Consider the following 16,273-nt stretch of genomic DNA (forward strand, 5'->3'; position numbering starts at 1 on the left):
CGGACATGCGCTACCGCACGCTTGATCCGAAACTGATCATCGACACCGCCGAACGGCTGGAGGGCCGCGTCGCCGAGCGTTTTCCCAACGCGGGACTACGCGGCGTCGCCGCCGAACTGGTGTCACTGTCGCGCGATCTGACCAAGGCGGCTCAGGCGCTCGAGGCGCCGATCTGGTGGCTGCGCGGGCTCATCGTCGCCGCCGTTGTCGCCGGCGCGCTGGTCTTCCTGTTTGTCGGCACCATCCTGCCGCTCATTCACATCTCCCAGGCCGACGACGCGGTTCAGTCGGTGCAGGGCATCGAAGCCACGATCAACATGATGATCCTCGCCGTGCTCGGTTTCCTGGCGCTGGTCCGTACCGAGGAGCGCATCAAGCGCAAGCGGGTGTTTCGCCAGCTGCACGGCCTGCGGTCGCTGATCCATGTCATCGACATGCACCAGCTGACCAAGGATCCGGCGGCCCTCTCGGCCAATTTCAAGCCGACCTCGCACTCACCGGCCCGCATCACCAATGCCGCCGACCTGGCGCGCTACCTCGACTATTGCTCCGAAATGCTGTCGATCACCGGCAAGATCGCCGCGCTGTTCGCGCAGTCGGTCAATGACGACGTGGTCATCGACGGCGTCAACGACATCGAGAACCTGGCGTCCAACCTGTCGCGGAAAATCTGGCAGAAGATCACGCTGATCGAGGCCCATCCGGCGCAACAACCTGCTCCGGCGCCAGGCCCGGCGAGCCAAGCCGCTCCGCTTCCGCCGCGCGCACCAAGGCGGTAATCTTTTTAAGCAGGGGCGCCGGCGTACCCGTCTGTTCGGCAAGGCCGAGCACGGACCCTTGCAGTTCGCCGATCTCCGTCGGCCTGCCGCGCTGAAGATCGTCCCACATTGACGAACGCATGTGGGTCGATCGCCAGCATGCGCCGCGCCAGCAGCCCGAACAGCCAGTCCGGCAGCCCGAGCACCTTCGGCAGCAGTGCCGGCCGCAAGCCGGCGATCCGCGCCGGCTCGATGCCGGACGCTTTCATCGCCGTGAGCGCCTCGTCGATCTGGCCGGCCAGGATCATCCGCCAGCGACGGTCGGCGAGTTCGCTCGCCAACGGCAGGCCGGACAGCGCCACCAGCGCGTTATTCAAATTCATCAGCAGCTTGCCCCACAGCACGGCCTTCATGTCGCCATGGGTTTCGACCGCAAACCCTTCGACACCGAGAAGGCCAGCCAGGCCGGCATCACCGTCTTCGATCATCACCTTGCCGTCGCTGGCGCGGTGCACACGCAGCGGCAACTCGCCGTCCGGGGATTGCACCACGTTGAACGGCACCATGCCGGCCAGCACCGTCCGGCCGTCGAGCCCGGCGCGCAGCCTGTCGGCATTGTCGACGCCGTTCTGCAGGCTGATCGCCACCGCATCGCGGTGGGCGTGAGCCCTGATGAGGTCTGCCATATCCTGCGTCGCGCCGCTTTTGACCGTGACCAGGATCACATCCGCCTGGGACAGGGCGACAGCCGGATCGGCGGTGACGACAAGCGCGTCCGGCGCGATCATGCGGTCGCGGCCCTGGAGGTCGCTGACCCGCAGTCCGCGCTGCCGCAACGCCGCCTCGATGCGCGGCCGCGCCAGCAGGATCACCCGGCGCCCGGCGAGTGCCAGGCAGCCGCCGGCATAGCAACCGATGCTGCCGGCGCCGGCAATGACGATCCTCTTGTCCGCGTTTGCCATCCCGTCGCTCCGCACCGCCCCGCAACTATACGACATGAAAACCATAATGTCGGCGCCATCACTGGCCCTTATGTCTGGCCGTGACAGGCCCGCCGCTTTCGATTATCGCTTTTGCCATGACGCTGCCGACCGATCCCGCCGAGAACCTCGCCGCCCTTATCCGTTGCGCTTCGGTGACGCCCGCCGAAGGCGGCGCGCTGACAGCGCTGGAGACGATGCTGAAACCACTCGGCTTCCTGGTCGATCGGCCGGTGTTTTCGGAAGATGGCACGCCGGACATCGAAAACCTCTATGCCAGGCGTTCCGGCAACGGCCCGCATCTGATGTTCGCCGGCCACACCGACGTGGTGCCGGTCGGCGACGAAGCCGCCTGGACGCATCCGCCCTTCGGCGCCGAAATCGCCAACGGCGAGATGTATGGCCGGGGCGCCGTCGACATGAAGGGTGGCATTGCCTGTTTCATCGCTGCGGTGGCGCGCCATGTCGAGAACAATGGCGGCCCGAAAGGCTCGATCTCGCTGCTGATCACCGGCGACGAGGAAGGGCCGGCCATCAACGGCACGGTCAAGCTGCTCGAATGGGCGGCTTCCAGGGGCGAGAAATGGGATGCCTCGATCGTCGGCGAGCCGACCAACCCGGACGCGCTTGGCGACATGATCAAGATCGGCCGCCGCGGCTCGATGTCGGGCGCCATCACCGTCAACGGCCGCCAGGGCCATGTCGCCTACCCACAGCTTGCCGACAATCCGGTGCGCGGCCTGATGGGCCTGGTCGATGCCTTGCTGCATCCTGTCTTCGACAAGGGAACCAGGGACTTCCAGCCGACCAATCTGGAGGTCACCTCCATCGACGTCGGCAACCCGGCCACCAATGTCATTCCGGCCAAGGCGACCGCGACCTTCAACATCCGCTTCAACGACACCTGGACGGCCGAGACCGTGCAGGCGGAAATCCACAACCGGCTCGATCAGGCGGCCAAACGCAAGAAGTACCGGCAGGGCAAGAAGACGCCGGTCGACTACGACCTCGTCTGGCGCGACCGGCCGAGCCATGTCTTCCTGACCCGTGACGACAGGCTGATCGAAACGCTGCGCGGTTCGATCAGGTCGGCGGTCGGCAAGGAGCCGACGCTGTCGACCTCTGGCGGCACCTCGGATGCGCGCTTCATCAAGGACTATTGTCCGGTGGTCGAGTTCGGCCTGGTCGGCAAGACCATGCACATGGTCGACGAGCGCGTCGCCATTGCCGATCTCGAAACACTGACCCAAATCTACCAGCGCTTCATCGAAGACTGGTTCGGGCAGGCATGAGCATGCTTTCAGCGGACGAAACCCAAGCTTCGCTGACGGGCGCCTGGCGGTTGATGCTCGGCAAGGCCGACGGCCTGCGCCTGCTCGACCTGTCGGCCGACGGCTTCTGGAATTCCTTTTTCGCCATCATCGTTGCCGCACCGGCTCTGATCGTCGGGTGGGTCGGTATCGCCAACGAGATCGGCGATCCCGAGGCCTTTGCCGGACGCTTCAGCATGCTGTTGCGCCTGGCGACGGTCGATATAGGCTCCTGGGTGCTGCCGCTCATCGCTCTGGCCCTGGTCGCGCCGCGCGCTGGCATTGGCGGCCGCTTCGTCCATTATGTCGTCGCCAGCAACTGGGCCTCGGCCATCACCGCCTGGCTGATGCTGCCCTCGGCGCTGATCAGACTTTTCCTGTCGTCGGCAAGCCAGGTTTCGAGCCTTGTGTCGCTGCTGCTGTTTGCCCTGTCCATGGTGCTGACCTGGCGCATGACCAACGCCACAATCGGCAAGGGCGTAGCCATCGGCTCCGCCGTTTTCGTCGGCATGTTCATCGCTTCGCTGTTGGCGCTGTTCGGCCTGCAGGCGCTGCTCGGCATCTCTGTGCCGGACGATGTCGGGTCTCAGAGCCTTTCCGGGTTCATCTCGGGATAGCGCCTTATGGGGCTCTATCCTGGATAATCGACGCCCTCGGGATAATCGACACCAATGAGAAAAAGCCCGTCAGGCGGCGCCACCTGGCCGCAGGCGGCGCGGTCGTGCGCATCGAGCGCCGCTTTCAGGTCGGCGACGGTCCAGGCGCCTTCGCCGACACGTTTGAGGGAGCCGACCATCGAACGCACCTGATTGTGCAGGAACGAGCGTGCCGAAGCCTTCACCTCGATCAGGTCACCCTCTCGGCTCACATCGAGCCGCTCCAGCGTCCTGATCGGACTGTTGGCCTGGCACTGGGTCGAGCGGAAGGTGGTGAAGTCATGCCGACCGAGCAGGACTTTCGCCGCTTCGTGCATGGCGTCGGCGTCGAGCCGTTTCGGCACCCACCACACCTTGCCCTTGTCGATAGCAGCCGGCGCGCGACGGTTGAGGATGCGGTAGACATAATGGCGGCCGGTGGCTGAGAAGCGCGCGTCGAAGCTGTCTGCGACGACCGTCGCCTTCAGGACGGCGATATGTGCGACGGCCATCTGCAGATGTGCGTTGACGGCATCACGCACCTTGTCGCCCGACCACGCCTTGGCGAGGTCGACATGCGCCACCTGGGCGGTTGCGTGCACGCCGGCATCGGTGCGGCCGGCGGCGCGCAACCGGACCTCTTCGCCGCAGAATTTTTCGATCGCCTGTTCGATCGCTTGCTGCACCGAAGGCTGATCCGCCTGGTGCTGCCAGCCGGCAAACAGACTACCGTCATATTCGATGTCGAGGCGAAAACGCGGCATGCTAGAGCATGATGCCGAAAAGTGTGAAGCGGCTTTCGGACGACATCATGCTCTATCTCTTTGAGTTAGAGGCGCATTCAGATGCCGCTTACGCGGCGAGTGCCGACCCGAAGGCCGAGGCGTAGACCAGCCTGCCGGCTTCCGGGGCGTCGCCCCAGGTCAGTGCCTGCAGGGCCTCGCTCTGGTACTCGCTCTCGAACTTTTCGGCGCGGGCATGGGTGTAGCCGAAACGGCTGTAATAGGCCGGATCACCCAGCACCACGGCCAGCGTCTCGCCGGCATCCCTGAGGCGGATATGCGCCTCGCGGATCAGCGCGCCGCCAATGCCGCTGCCATGGAACGAGGGCTCGACCGCCAGCGGCGCGAGCGCCACGGCCGCAAAGTTCTTGCCGCCGCTCTGCACGAACAGTCGCGAAAACAGGATATGGCCGACCACCTGGCCGTCCTCTTCCGCCACCAGTTCGGCAACGGCGTCGCCGCCGGTCACCAGCGCGTCGACCAGTCCGGCCTCCGCCTGCTGGCCGAAAGCGTGTTCCTCGACGAGGCGGATGGCCTCGCGATCCCGCGGCGTCGCCGCGCGTATCGACATCATGCTCATGAGAATTTCATTCCTTTTTCGATCTTGGCCCCGCGCAGGAATTCCGACGCGGCAGCGGGCCTTCCGCCCGCCCGTTGAACTTCGACCAGACTGATCGCGCCTGCCCCGCAGGCGACCGTCAGCCGGTCATCGAGAATTCCTCCCGACTCGCCGGCGCCTTGCGATAGCGTCGAGCGAAGCAGTTTCAGCCGCTCCGGGCGGCCGCCAATTGCAATCTCGGACCAAGCCCCGGGAAAGGGCGACAGGCCACGAATGGTATTGTGCACTTCGCTCGCCGAGCGAGTCCAGTCCAAGCGAGTCTCAGATTTATCGATTTTTTTGGCGTAGGTCACCCCTTCCACCGCTTGTGCGGTAAATGTCAGGGTGTTCCTTTCCAGTCGCGCCAGCGCTTCCACCATCAGTGCAGCACCGACACTCATCAACCGATCATGCAGATCGCCGGCAGTCATATCGGGTTCGATGGCGCATTTTTCAACCATTGCCACCGGGCCGGTGTCCAGGCCCACTTCCATGCGCATCACCATCATGCCGGTTTCGCTGTCCCCGGACATGATCGCGCGCTGGATCGGCGCGGCACCCCGCCAGCGCGGCAAAAGCGAGGCATGGCCGTTGATGCAGCCAAGCCGGGGGGCCTCCAGAACTGCCTTCGGCAGCAGCAGGCCATAAGCGACGACCACTGCGACATCGGCCCGCAGGGCGCGGAAAGCGGCCTGCTCGGCCCCGCCTTTGAGCGATACCGGTGTGCGTGTCTCGATGCCCAGCCGCTCCGCCTCGCGCTGTACCGGCGACGGCGTCAGCTCAAGCCCGCGCCGTCCGGCGGCGCGCGGCGGCTGCGTATAGACGGCAGCAACTTCATGTCCGGCCTCGGCGATGGCCCGCAGCGTCGGCACCGAAAACTTCGGGGTGCCCATGAAGATGACGCGAAGGGGCATTTCCCCTATCCCACCATCTTGCCTGGCGCCTTGTCCCTGGCGAGCTTCTTGAACTTCTTCACCACCATGTCGCGTTTCAGCTTCGAGATGTGGTCGATGAACAAGACGCCATTGAGGTGGTCGATCTCATGCTGCAGGCAGGTCGCCATCAGCCCCTCGGCCTCGATCTCCTGCAGCTTGCCGTCGCGGTCGAGATAATTGACCCTCACGGCTGCCGGGCGTTCGACCTCGGCATAGTAGTCCGGGATCGACAGGCAGCCTTCCTCGTAGACCGACCGCGTGTCGGCGCTGCTCAGGATTTCCGGGTTGATGAAGACATGCGGTGCCGGCGTTTCGTCTTCCTTGGCCAGATCGATCACCAGCATGCGCACCGGTTCGCCGATCTGGATTGCCGCCAGTCCGATGCCGGGCGCGTCATACATGGTCGCCAGCATGTCGTCGGCTAATTTGCGCAAAGGCCCGTCGACGCGCTCCACGGGCTTGGAAACCTGGCGCAGGATGGGGTCGGGAAGGATGATGAGCGGCTTGATCGGCATGGCTTTCCACCTAAGACCTCCAGCGAAAAGCGTCAACCGGGGCGCCGGGGCGCCGTTCACGTTTTGATCTGTGCCAGCCCCGCGAATCGGCTATGCTGTCCACATGAATGATCTGACATCCATCCTTTCGGAGCCTGTCGCCCGGCTTGGCGCCTCCACGATCACGCTCGGCCATGCTCTGGCCGTCGGCGCATTGCTGTTTGTCGGCCTGTTCGTGGCGCTTGTCATCGCGCTGTGGCGTTCGGCAAAGGCGCGCGCCGTCGCCGCCGCTGAGGCCGCCGACCATGCCCGAGACGCCGAGGCGCGGATGGCCGGCATCTTGCAAAGCCAGGCCGAGATGCAGGGCCGCATGGGCGCCATCGCCGAAGTGTTCGGAGCACGCCAAGCCGAGCTGACGCAGTCGATCGGCCAGCGCCTCGACGCCATGACCGGCCGCATCGGCCAGACCATGACCGAGCAGACCAAATCCACGCATGAGAGCCTGGCCAAATTGCAGGAACGGCTGGCGATCATCGACACCGCGCAAGGCAACATCCAGTCGCTTGCCGGCCAGGTCGTGCAATTGCAGGCGATCCTCTCCAACAAGCAGACGCGCGGTGCCTTCGGCCAGTCGCGCATGGAGGCGATTGTTGCCGACGGCTTGCCGCACGGGGCCTACGAGTTCCAGGCAACGCTGTCGAACGGTAGCCGGCCGGACTGCCTGGTGAAGATGCCGAATGGCGCGCCGTCGCTCGCCATCGATGCCAAATTTCCGCTCGAAGCCTGGAACGCCATCCGCGCTGCCGATGGCGCCGACCTGCAGAAGGTCGCTGCCCAGGCCTTCCGCCGCGACATCGAAATCCATGTCCGTGATATATCCGAGAAATATCTGATTCAGGGCGAGACGCAGGATACAGCCTTCATGTTCGTGCCGTCGGAATCGGTTTTCGCCGAGATCCACGAGAATTTCGAGGCCATCGTCCACAAGGCGCACCGCGCTCGCGTCGTCATCGTCTCGCCGTCGCTGCTGATGCTGTCGATCCAGGTCATCCAGGCCATCCTCAAGGACGCCCGCATGCGTGAACAGGCGCATCTGATCCAGGGCGAAGTCATCCGGCTGATGGAGGACGTTGCGCGCGTCGACGAGCGGGTGCGCAAACTGCAGGTCCATTTCGGCCAGTCGGCCAAGGACATCGACGACATCCTCGTCTCGACGTCGAAGGTGACCAGACGCGGCCAGAAGATCGAGGCACTGGAGTTCGGCGCCCAGCCCGACGGCGAGGCTGGCCCCGAAGCAGCATCACGGCCTGCCACCACGAAGGTCGAGACAGGGACCCGCGTCGCCGATTCGAAGACCGGGCAGCTCAGGCTGAGGGTCGTCGAAGGCGACGACTGACGCCGCAGCAGCGCTACTGCTTCTCCACGGTGGTCATGCCCTGGAATTCCGGCAGCCAGTGCAGCGCTGAACTGTGCCATTTTTGCTGTGTCGGGACCAGATCCTCGCGTTGCCGCGCGGTTCCCGCTCGAATTCCATAGACCTTCGGACCATCTCCGACCGAGGTGGCGTAAAGGTGCGAACCGCAGTCAGCGCAAAAGGCCTGGGCGCGCTTGGCGCCGCTCGCCCCGGTCTTGATATAGATTTTCGGCGTACCCTTGGTGATCCGGTAGTGATCCTCAGGCGCCGGAACAGTCACCCGAAAGGCCGTGCCGGTCAGTTTCTGGCAGTCGGTGCAGTGGCAGATCGAGGTCTTTTCCGGGTCGACCTCCGCCTCGTAGGCGATAGCGCCGCAATGGCAGCCGCCGTCGATTTTCATCTTGTTTCTCCCTGCTTCGTCGGCATCTTAACCGGCCTGATCCGGCTCGTCTCCTGACGCGGCTTCAACAATCTTGCGCCGCTGTTCCCAGGTCCCGGTCGTCTGCGGCTTGACGAACAGCCTTGCGATCTCCGGCATCTCTGTCTTCAGCCGCGCCTCCAGGCGCTCCACACAGGCTTCGATCTCCGGCGCAGTCAGGTGATCCTCGAACTCGATGCTGAGAGCAGCGACGATCTCTTGCGGCCCCATGTGGACGGTCAGAACGCCGTTCGCCTGTTGCACCGCCGGATCCTGCTGGACGATCGCCAGCACGTGTCTCTGCACCTCCGGGGAGGCCGGCTCGCCGATTAGCAGCCCCTTGCTTTCGCGGGCCAGGAAGATCGCCGTCGCGCCCAGGATCAGCCCGATGCCGATCGAGGCGGCGCCGTCGAGCTCCGGCATCTCCAGCAGCTCCGCCGCAAGGATGCCGGCAAAGGCGACGATCAGGCCGAGCAAGGCGGCGCTGTCCTCGAACAGCACGGTGTAGACGCTGGGGTCCTTGCTCGACTGCACGGCCTGCAGCCAGCCCTGCTTGCCCTTCTGCTGGCGGAACTCCTTCAGCGCCACCAGCCAGGAGCTGCCCTCGAACAGGAAGGACAGGCCAAGAACGATGTAGTTCACCTTCGCGTTGACGACCGGCTCCGGCGCCATGATGTGGATCACACCTTCGTAGAAGGAGACGCCGGCGCCCAGTGCGAAGACCAGAAGGGCGACGATGAAACTCCAGAAATAGAGTTCGCGGCCGTGACCGAGCGGATGCGTCCGATCGGGCGGGCGGGCGGCGCGGTGCATGCCATAGAGCAGCAGGCCGCCATTGCCGGTATCGACCAGTGAGTGCACGCCTTCCGACAGCATCGCCGAACTGCCGGTGAAGAAAGCGGCGGCGAACTTGGTCAATGCGATGGCGAGATTGCCGGCGAGCGCCGCGTAGATCACCCTTTTTGAGCCGCCATGCCCGGCCATGATGCTGCCCCCGTTCAAGGCGCCAGTCTAACGGCCAGCCCGTCAAAGCTCCACAAGACAACATAACGCGCGAACCGTCGGCTCGTTCGGTCGGCTATTCGACGACCTCGTCGGTCCAAACTTTGAAACCGGCGAGCGTGCCCGGCCCGAAGATATGGGTCAGCGGCACGTCGGCCGCGTCACGCCCGGAGGCGATCAGGATGCGGCCGATGCGCGGCGCATTGTTGCGCGGGTCGAAGGCGTGCCAGCGGCCGCCGAGATAGACCTCCATCCAGGCGGCGAAATCCATGCTCGACCACGGCTTCGGCGTGCCGATGTCGCTGATGTAGCCGGTGCAGTAGCGCGTCGGGATGTTGAGCGCCCGGCAGAAGGTGACCGCGAGATGCGCGAAGTCGCGGCAGACACCACTCTGTTCGCGATAGGCTTCCGCAGCGGTGCGTGTCGGCCGCGCATTGCCGTAGTTGAAGACGATATGATTGTGGACGAAGTCGCAGACCGCCTGCACACGCGCAATGCCGAGCGGCGTGTGGCCGAACAGCCGCCACGCTTCGCTCGCCAAGAGGTCGCTCTCGCAAAAGCGGCTGGGCAGCAGAAACAGCAGTGTATCCGCCGGCAGGTCGCGCACCTCGTGCTGCCAGGCCATCAGGTCGCCCATCTCGAAGGTGCCGGGATCGCGGATCACCGCGTCGGTGCCGAAGGTGAACCGCCCTGGCGGAGCGACGAACCGGTTGCACCAATTGCCGAAACTGTCGCGATAACTCTCGATCGGCACGGGCGGGTTGGAGGTCAAAAAGTCGGGCCGCTCAAGGTCGGAGGCGCGGGAATAGTGAACATTCAGCATCGCGATGAGCGGGGTTTCCTGGGGAAAGTCGAAGCTCATCTCGCAGCCGATATGGATTCGCATTGTCGTCCTGACCGGCCCGCGTGTTCATCTCCGGGCGAAAGCGCCGGTGGATGCTGCAGTGCGAAGATGACCATGGCACGGACCGGCCTGGTTTACGAGCAAATTAGAAACCGGTTAAAAGCGGCCGGCTGGCGGTGTCGATAGGCGCTGGCCTCTTGCAGTCGGACGTTTCTCTTGTTTCACTTCGCTTCCCGCAATCGGAGGAACGAATCATGGCTAAAGGTGCGATGAAGGCAGGCAAGGAAGCCCGCAAGCCGAAGAAGGATGCCAAGAAGCCAGCCCCGGCTCCGGCCCTGAAGGCGCCGCCGGTCAAGGCGATGAAGCTCAAGGACAAGTAGGTCCGGGCAATACCCGTCCGAACGGGATTGCGACCGGCAATGTTGTTGCCGGTCGTTGTTGATCGAGCGCTTGAATTTCTTATATTGGCGGGGCGGGGACGACCTCGCGCTTTCCCCGAAAATCCGGCCGGGACGACCCGCCATTGTTGATTGAGCGTCGGATACCGAATCCGAATTCGGTCCGATGCTTTGATGGAGCGTAGTCGATGGCGTGGATTTTTCTGTTTTTTGCCGGCCTGTTCGAGATCGGCTGGGCAATCGGCCTCAAATACACGGACGGCTTCTCGAAGCTGATGCCGACCGTGCTGACCGTTGCCTCGATGATCGTCAGCCTCACTCTGCTCGGCCTGGCGCTGAAGGCGCTGCCCGTCGGTACCGCCTATGCGGTGTGGACCGGCATCGGCACCGTCGGCACGGCGCTGCTCGGCATCTGGCTGCTCGGCGAGCCGGCCACCGCGATCAGGCTGGCGTGCATCGCGCTCATTGTCTGCGGCATCATGGGGCTGAAGTTCGCCGCCTGATCATACCGCTCTATCTTTTTGTTTTACGCAATTCCCTGAGGGAAAGCGCTACGCGCTCTTCCCGGGAAAACCGCTTCACACTTTTCCTGGAATTGCTCTAAAGCGCGTCGCGTTGGGCCGGATTCGGGTGAGGCGCTTTAGGGTCTTGCATGTCGTCCTCCCAAAACCGGGGCCTCATTTGCGAGACATGCATTGGACAAACACGTTCAGGGCCGCTGCAAGGCGACCCTGATCTTCGAAGCAGATTGCTCCATTGCCTGGAGGCTAGCGGGCGGAGAAGCCCGGAGGCGTCCTGCCCGTGCGCTGTTTGCGCGCTGCATAACGCGCGTCGCGCTTGGCCTTGCGTTCGGCTTCGTCGGCCAGCAAACGGGCGATGCGCTCGTTTTCTTCGGCTTCCCGAATCTTGGCTTCAGCCTGTGCCGCCTCTTCGGCCGCGATGCGTGCCGCTTCGGCTGCTGCCTCGCGCTCGGCCTTCTCGACCGCCTCGCGTGCCAGCTTTTCCTGCTTCAGCCTGGCCTTTTCAGCCTCGCGTATCTGGCGAGCCTCGAGGATTGCCTTGCGTTCGGCCTGTCGTGCCAGCACCGTCGGATCGTCTGCTGCCGGCTTTGACTTGAAGCGCTCCAGAAGCGCCTTCTTTGCCTCGTTTGCGGCATTGCGCCGCTCGAAAATGTCTTTTTCCCTGTAGATAGCCAAGTCCACTTCCCTGAAGTCAATTCGCGACGCTTACATACGCGCGAATGCCGAGAGTTCAAGCGCCAAAACGGCATGCCAGCCATGAAATTCCGCGATGTTGCACCTGGGAGACGTATTTTCGGCCGGAACCGACATGCACTGTTCACCGTCCGCCCCTCTGGCGGCGAGGCGGGTCGATGGCTACCTCTAGCCCGAAACTCCAACACCAGGATGACATTCGAATGGAACTCGGTCTCTACACCTTCGCCGACGTCAGCCCGCAGCCGGGTCCCAGCGCCATCAGCCCGCATGAACGACTGCGCAACCTGATCGAGGAGGTCGAACTGGCAGACCAGGTCGGCCTCGACGTCTTCGGTCTCGGCGAGCATCACCGGCCCGACTATGCTGCCTCCGCACCGGTGGTGGCGCTGGCCGCGGCCGCCGAGCGCTCGAAGCGTATCAGGCTGACCAGCGCGGTCACAGTCCTGTCCTCCGATGATCCGGTGCGCGTCTTCCAGCAGTTCGCCACGCTCGATCTTCTGTCGGGCGGCCGTGCCGAGATCATGGCGGGGCGCGGCTCGTTCATCGAATCCTTCCCGCTGTTCGGCTACAATCTGGAGGACTATGACGAGCTGTTCGCCGAAAAGCTCGACCTCCTGCTTGCCATCCGCGATCATGTGAAGGTCACCTGGTCCGGCAATCTGCGTGCGCCGATCAACGATCGCGGCGTCTATCCAAGGCCGTTCCAGGACAGGCTGCCGGTCTGGATCGCCATTGGCGGCACGCCGCAATCGGCGGCGCGCGCCGGTGCGCTCGGCCTGCCGCTGGCGCTCGCCATCATCGGCGGCGAGCCGGCGCGTTTCGCGCCGCTGTTCGATCTCTACCGTGAGGCGGCCAAGCGCGCCGGCAACGATCCGGCAAGCCTCGCCACCAGCATAAACGTGCACGGTTTCATCGCCGAAACGACCGAGCAGGCGGCGGATGATTTCTACGGCCCACAAGCCGAGGTGATGAACCGCATCGGTCGCGAGCGCGGCTGGGGTCCGACGTCGCGGGCGCATTTCGACCAGTCGCGTGGCCCCAATGGCGCCCTGTTCGTCGGCAATCCCGAGCAGGTGGCCGAAAAAATCGTCGCCCAGCACAGGATCTTCGGCAATGACCGCTTCCTGCTGCAGATGGCAATCGGCACCATGCCGCATGCAAAGATCATGAAGGCGATCGAGCTCTACGGCACCAGGGTGGCGCCGATCGTGCGCAAGGAAACAGCGAAGTCCGCGCCCGCGGTGCCGGCGCCCGTCGCATAGGTCAGCGGGAGGTCCGCGCTCCGGGCCTTGCCCGGCTAACGGAACCCAAGCGGCGGTAGAGGCGTTTTCGTCATTGGATTGCACCAATTGCGGTGCGCCGGTGAGGGTCCATGATGAAAGCCGAACCTGCAGCTTTAGGCACAGGCGTTGCCGAGCCTGAAGACCCGCGCGCAGCGGCTCGCGCGGACACGCATCTTATGCGTTCGCTGCTCGTCGGCATCTTCCTGTTCATGGCCATCTACGCGCTTTACTTCGCCCGCGCCTTCTTCATGCCGGTGATCCTGGCTTTCCTGCTGGCGCTGACACTGACACCGATCGTCCGGCTTCTGCGCAGGCGCGGCGTTCCCGAGGTGATTTCTGCGACCCTTCTGGTGCTGTTGTCGGTCTGCATTTTCGCTAGTGCAGGCTATCTGCTCAGCGGCCCGGTCATCGACCTCATCAACAACACCTCGTCGATCGGCCAGCAGCTCACCGAACGGCTGGCGCAATTGCGGCGTCCGTTCGAGAGGATCATGCAGATCTCGCACCAGATCGAGCAACTGACCGAGACGTCACAGGAGTCCGGCATCCAGAAGGTGGCGGTCGCCCAATCAGGCATCCTGTCGTCGGCGGCCAGCAACATCCTGTCGGCGGGAACAGGCCTCACCATCATCTTCGTGCTGTCGCTGTTCCTGCTCGCTTCGGGCACGATGTTCTACGAGAAGATTATCCAGTCCTTCGCCAGCCTCAGCGAAAAGAAACGCGCGCTGCGCGTCGTTTATGACGTGGAACGGGAAATCTCGCACTATCTGCTCACCGTCACCATCATCAATGCCGGTCTCGGCACGGTCACCGGCCTTGGCTTGTGGGCGCTCGGCATGCCCAACCCACTGGTCTGGGGCGTCGCCGCGGCCCTGTTCAACTTCCTGCCCTATGTCGGGGCGCTGATGACCATCGTGCTTGTCGCGGTCATGGCGCTGATCAGCTTCGACACCATCTCCTACGCGCTGCTGGCGCCGGCCTTCGTGCTGGTGTGCGACATCGTCGAAGGCCAGTTCGTGACACCGATGGTGGTCGGCCGGCGCCTCGAGATCAACGCCGTGGCGATCTTCATCGCCATCGCCTTCTGGTCGTGGCTCTGGGGCTTCGTCGGCGCCCTGATGGCGGTTCCGCTGCTGGTCGTCATCAAGGTGTTCTGCGATCATTTCGACGGGCTCAGCCCTGTCGGCAACTTCCTCGCCGCGCAGCACACGGCCGTCGTCGTCGAAGACGACATCGCCGACACGGAATCCGCATAGGGCTGATCAATATTTTTGAGTTTGCGGCGTTGCCGGGCGCTCCCTACATGCGGTCCTACACAGGATCCCGTTCATGACCGCTCTTTCCGTTCTCGACCTGTCGCCGATCATCGAAGGCAGCGATGCCTCCCAGTCGCTCGCCAACTCGCTCGATCTTGCCCGTCATGCCGAGCGGCTGGGTTACAAGCGTTACTGGCTGGCCGAGCATCACAACATGCCGGGCATCGCCAGTGCCGCCACCGCGGTCGTCATTGCCCATGTCGCCGGCGGCACCAGGACCATACGCGTCGGCGCCGGCGGCATCATGCTGCCCAACCATTCGCCGCTGGTGATTGCCGAACAGTTCGGCACGCTGGCCGCCTTGCATCCGGGCCGCATCGATCTCGGCCTCGGCCGCGCGCCCGGCACTGACATGGGCACCGCACGCGCCTTGCGGCGCAACCTCGAGGCCGGCGTCGACAATTTCCCGCAGGATGTCGTCGAGTTGATGGGCTATTTCCAGCCGGCCGCGGAAGGCCAGCGCATCCGCGCCGTGCCGGGCGAGGGCCAGAACGTGCCGATCTGGATCCTCGGTTCCAGCCTCTACGGCGCGCAACTTGCCGCCATGCTTGGCCTGCCCTATGCCTTTGCCTCGCATTTCGCGCCGGCGGAACTCGACCATGCCCTGGACGTCTACCGCTCGCGCTTCCAACCGTCGGAACAGCTCGACAAGCCGCATGTGATGCTCGGCCTCAACGTCTTTGCCGCGCCCACCGATGCGGAGGCGAGGCTGCTGTTTACCTCGCTGCAACAGGCTTTCGTCAATCTGCGCACTGGCCGGCCCGGGCGCCTGCCGCCGCCGGTCGAGGACTATGACCGCGATCTCGATCCGATGGCCAAGACCATGCTTGGCCAGGCGCTGTCCTGCGCTGTCGTCGGGTCACCGGAAACGGTCCGGCAAGGCATCGATGCGTTCGTGCGCCGCACCGGCGCCGACGAGTTGATGGTCACCGCGCAGATCTTCGACCACGCGGCCCGCGTGCGGTCGTTCGAGATCCTGGCCGAGGCCCACAAATCGCTGTCGCAGGCGGCCTGATATTCTTGGCTTGGAGGATACGGGGTGCTTCTGCTAAGGGCGGGGCACCTTCCGCAAGATCGAGCTCCCCCGTGAAAAATGACCATGACGCACGCATGCAGTTTGCCATCGAACTTGCGCGGCGTGCCGGCGAACTCGGCCTGAAATACTTCCGCGACCTCGACAGCCTGACTATCGAGAGCAAGGGCCATCAGGACCTGGTCTCTGAGGCAGACCGCGAGGTCGAACTGTTCATCCGCGCCGCCATTGCCACCGACAATCCGCAAGACGGCATCGTCGGCGAGGAGCATGCCTCGGTCACCGGCACGACTGGCTATGACTGGGTGATCGATCCCATCGACGGCACCGCCAATTTCGTGCGCGGCATCCCGGCCTGGTGCGTGGTGATCGCCTGCGCCCTGCATGGCGACACCGTGGTTGGCGTGATCCACGAACCGTCGACCGGCGAGACGTTTCACGGCCGGCTTGGCGGCGGCGCCTTCGTCAACGGCAGACCGATCAGGACCAGTGCGGTCACCAGACTGGAAGAAGGATCCGTCGGGACCGGATTTTCAAACCGCGCCGACGCCGAAAATGTCGCCGTGCTGATCCGCATACTGCTGGCCGAGGGCGGTGTTTTCTTCCGCAACGCATCCGGCGCCTTGATGCTCGCCTACGTCGCCGCCGGCCGCCTGCTCGGCTATGTCGAGGAGCACATGAACGCCTGGGATTGCCTGGCCGGCATGCTTCTGGTCGAAGAAGCCGGCGGCATGGTCGTGAAACCCGATCCGAAGACGGTGCTGCGGGACGGAACGCTGGTCATCACTGGCGGCAAGGGCGTTTTTCCCAAGCTGCGGGAGCTTTCTTCGGAGGCGTTCAAGCTCTGAACGCTACC

General features: G+C 64.2%; 18 protein-coding genes and 1 pseudogene. 10 read left to right on the plus strand and 9 right to left on the minus strand.

Features of this window, described 5'->3' with window-relative positions:
• Positions 1-5 precede the first annotated feature (5 nt).
• Positions 6-779: a hypothetical protein gene (locus AC1D08_RS01215; protein ID WP_457152929.1), complete on the plus strand. Its 774-nt coding sequence runs from the start codon at positions 6-8 to the stop codon at positions 777-779.
• Here AC1D08_RS01215 and AC1D08_RS01220 read toward each other — a convergent pair.
• Positions 682-1,720 (minus strand): annotated as a pseudogene (locus AC1D08_RS01220) (2-dehydropantoate 2-reductase). The gene AC1D08_RS01215 and the pseudogene AC1D08_RS01220 sit on opposite strands and share 98 nt — an antisense overlap.
• 116 nt (positions 1,721-1,836) lie before the next feature.
• On the opposite strand from AC1D08_RS01220, the gene dapE reads away from it, so the two are divergent.
• Both dapE and AC1D08_RS01230 read left to right on the plus strand, forming a co-directional pair.
• Complete coding sequence (dapE, locus tag AC1D08_RS01225; RefSeq protein ID WP_457152928.1) at positions 1,837-3,030, plus strand: succinyl-diaminopimelate desuccinylase; 1,194 nt, start codon at positions 1,837-1,839, stop codon at positions 3,028-3,030.
• 2 nt (positions 3,031-3,032) lie between these two features.
• Complete coding sequence (locus AC1D08_RS01230; protein ID WP_457152934.1) at positions 3,033-3,665, plus strand: transporter; 633 nt, start codon at positions 3,033-3,035, stop codon at positions 3,663-3,665.
• A gap of 14 nt (positions 3,666-3,679) precedes the next feature.
• On the opposite strand, the gene truA is transcribed toward AC1D08_RS01230, so the two are convergent.
• The 4 genes from truA to def form a co-directional block, all read right to left on the minus strand.
• Complete coding sequence (gene truA / locus AC1D08_RS01235) at positions 3,680-4,447, minus strand: tRNA pseudouridine(38-40) synthase TruA (RefSeq protein WP_457152927.1); 768 nt, start codon at positions 4,445-4,447, stop codon at positions 3,680-3,682.
• 88 nt (positions 4,448-4,535) lie between these two features.
• On the minus strand, positions 4,536-5,045 hold the full coding sequence (locus AC1D08_RS01240; RefSeq protein WP_095083451.1) for a GNAT family N-acetyltransferase: 510 nt from the start codon (positions 5,043-5,045) through the stop codon (positions 4,536-4,538).
• Positions 5,042-5,977: a methionyl-tRNA formyltransferase gene (fmt, locus tag AC1D08_RS01245; RefSeq protein WP_457152965.1), complete on the minus strand. Its 936-nt coding sequence runs from the start codon at positions 5,975-5,977 to the stop codon at positions 5,042-5,044. The genes AC1D08_RS01240 and fmt overlap by 4 nt, the downstream gene beginning before the upstream one ends.
• A gap of 5 nt (positions 5,978-5,982) precedes the next feature.
• A complete protein-coding gene (gene def, locus AC1D08_RS01250; RefSeq protein WP_095083447.1) occupies positions 5,983-6,513 on the minus strand; it encodes a peptide deformylase in 531 nt (176 codons plus the stop codon).
• Between the two features lie 103 nt (positions 6,514-6,616).
• Between def and AC1D08_RS01255 the strand changes: the two genes are divergently transcribed.
• Positions 6,617-7,888 carry a DNA recombination protein RmuC gene (locus AC1D08_RS01255; RefSeq protein WP_477224996.1) on the plus strand — a complete coding sequence of 424 codons (1,272 nt, stop codon included), beginning with the start codon at positions 6,617-6,619 and terminating at the stop codon, positions 7,886-7,888.
• Positions 7,889-7,901: 13 nt separating this feature from the next.
• On the opposite strand, the gene AC1D08_RS01260 is transcribed toward AC1D08_RS01255, so the two are convergent.
• The 3 genes from AC1D08_RS01260 to AC1D08_RS01270 form a co-directional block, all read right to left on the minus strand.
• Positions 7,902-8,306 (minus strand): GFA family protein, encoded by a 405-nt coding sequence (locus AC1D08_RS01260; RefSeq protein WP_477224997.1) that lies wholly within the window; start codon positions 8,304-8,306, stop codon positions 7,902-7,904.
• Positions 8,307-8,333: 27 nt separating this feature from the next.
• Positions 8,334-9,308 (minus strand): cation diffusion facilitator family transporter, encoded by a 975-nt coding sequence (locus AC1D08_RS01265; RefSeq protein ID WP_457152962.1) that lies wholly within the window; start codon positions 9,306-9,308, stop codon positions 8,334-8,336.
• Positions 9,309-9,402: 94 nt separating this feature from the next.
• Entirely contained in the window at positions 9,403-10,212 is an 810-nt protein-coding gene (locus AC1D08_RS01270) for a transglutaminase-like domain-containing protein (RefSeq protein ID WP_457152961.1), read from the minus strand.
• Between the two features lie 212 nt (positions 10,213-10,424).
• Here AC1D08_RS01270 and AC1D08_RS01275 point away from each other — a divergent pair, with 212 nt between their 5' ends.
• Together AC1D08_RS01275 and sugE are read left to right on the plus strand one after the other, a co-directional pair.
• Positions 10,425-10,550 carry a hypothetical protein gene (locus AC1D08_RS01275; protein ID WP_013528464.1) on the plus strand — a complete coding sequence of 42 codons (126 nt, stop codon included), beginning with the start codon at positions 10,425-10,427 and terminating at the stop codon, positions 10,548-10,550.
• Between the two features lie 206 nt (positions 10,551-10,756).
• Positions 10,757-11,071: a quaternary ammonium compound efflux SMR transporter SugE gene (gene sugE / locus AC1D08_RS01280; protein WP_095083439.1), complete on the plus strand. Its 315-nt coding sequence runs from the start codon at positions 10,757-10,759 to the stop codon at positions 11,069-11,071.
• A gap of 264 nt (positions 11,072-11,335) precedes the next feature.
• On the opposite strand, the gene AC1D08_RS01285 is transcribed toward sugE, so the two are convergent.
• Positions 11,336-11,764 (minus strand): DUF6481 family protein, encoded by a 429-nt coding sequence (locus AC1D08_RS01285; RefSeq protein ID WP_184872979.1) that lies wholly within the window; start codon positions 11,762-11,764, stop codon positions 11,336-11,338.
• Positions 11,765-11,985: 221 nt separating this feature from the next.
• Between AC1D08_RS01285 and AC1D08_RS01290 the strand changes: the two genes are divergently transcribed.
• The 4 genes from AC1D08_RS01290 to AC1D08_RS01305 all read left to right on the plus strand — a co-directional run bounded on the left by AC1D08_RS01290 (position 11,986) and on the right by AC1D08_RS01305 (position 16,265).
• Positions 11,986-13,047, plus strand: a complete 1,062-nt coding sequence (locus tag AC1D08_RS01290) for an LLM class flavin-dependent oxidoreductase (RefSeq protein ID WP_457152959.1) — start codon at positions 11,986-11,988, stop codon at positions 13,045-13,047.
• A 113-nt stretch (positions 13,048-13,160) separates the two neighbouring features.
• The gene (locus tag AC1D08_RS01295) at positions 13,161-14,324 is read left to right on the plus strand and encodes an AI-2E family transporter (protein WP_477422633.1); all 1,164 of its coding nucleotides are present in this window, start codon (positions 13,161-13,163) and stop codon (positions 14,322-14,324) included.
• Between the two features lie 73 nt (positions 14,325-14,397).
• Positions 14,398-15,399: an LLM class flavin-dependent oxidoreductase gene (locus AC1D08_RS01300; RefSeq protein ID WP_457151167.1), complete on the plus strand. Its 1,002-nt coding sequence runs from the start codon at positions 14,398-14,400 to the stop codon at positions 15,397-15,399.
• Between the two features lie 71 nt (positions 15,400-15,470).
• Positions 15,471-16,265 (plus strand): inositol monophosphatase family protein, encoded by a 795-nt coding sequence (locus AC1D08_RS01305; protein ID WP_477422428.1) that lies wholly within the window; start codon positions 15,471-15,473, stop codon positions 16,263-16,265.
• The last annotated feature ends 8 nt before the right edge of the window (positions 16,266-16,273 follow it).

It is taken from the genome of Mesorhizobium sp. P2_E6 (assembly GCF_056403835.1).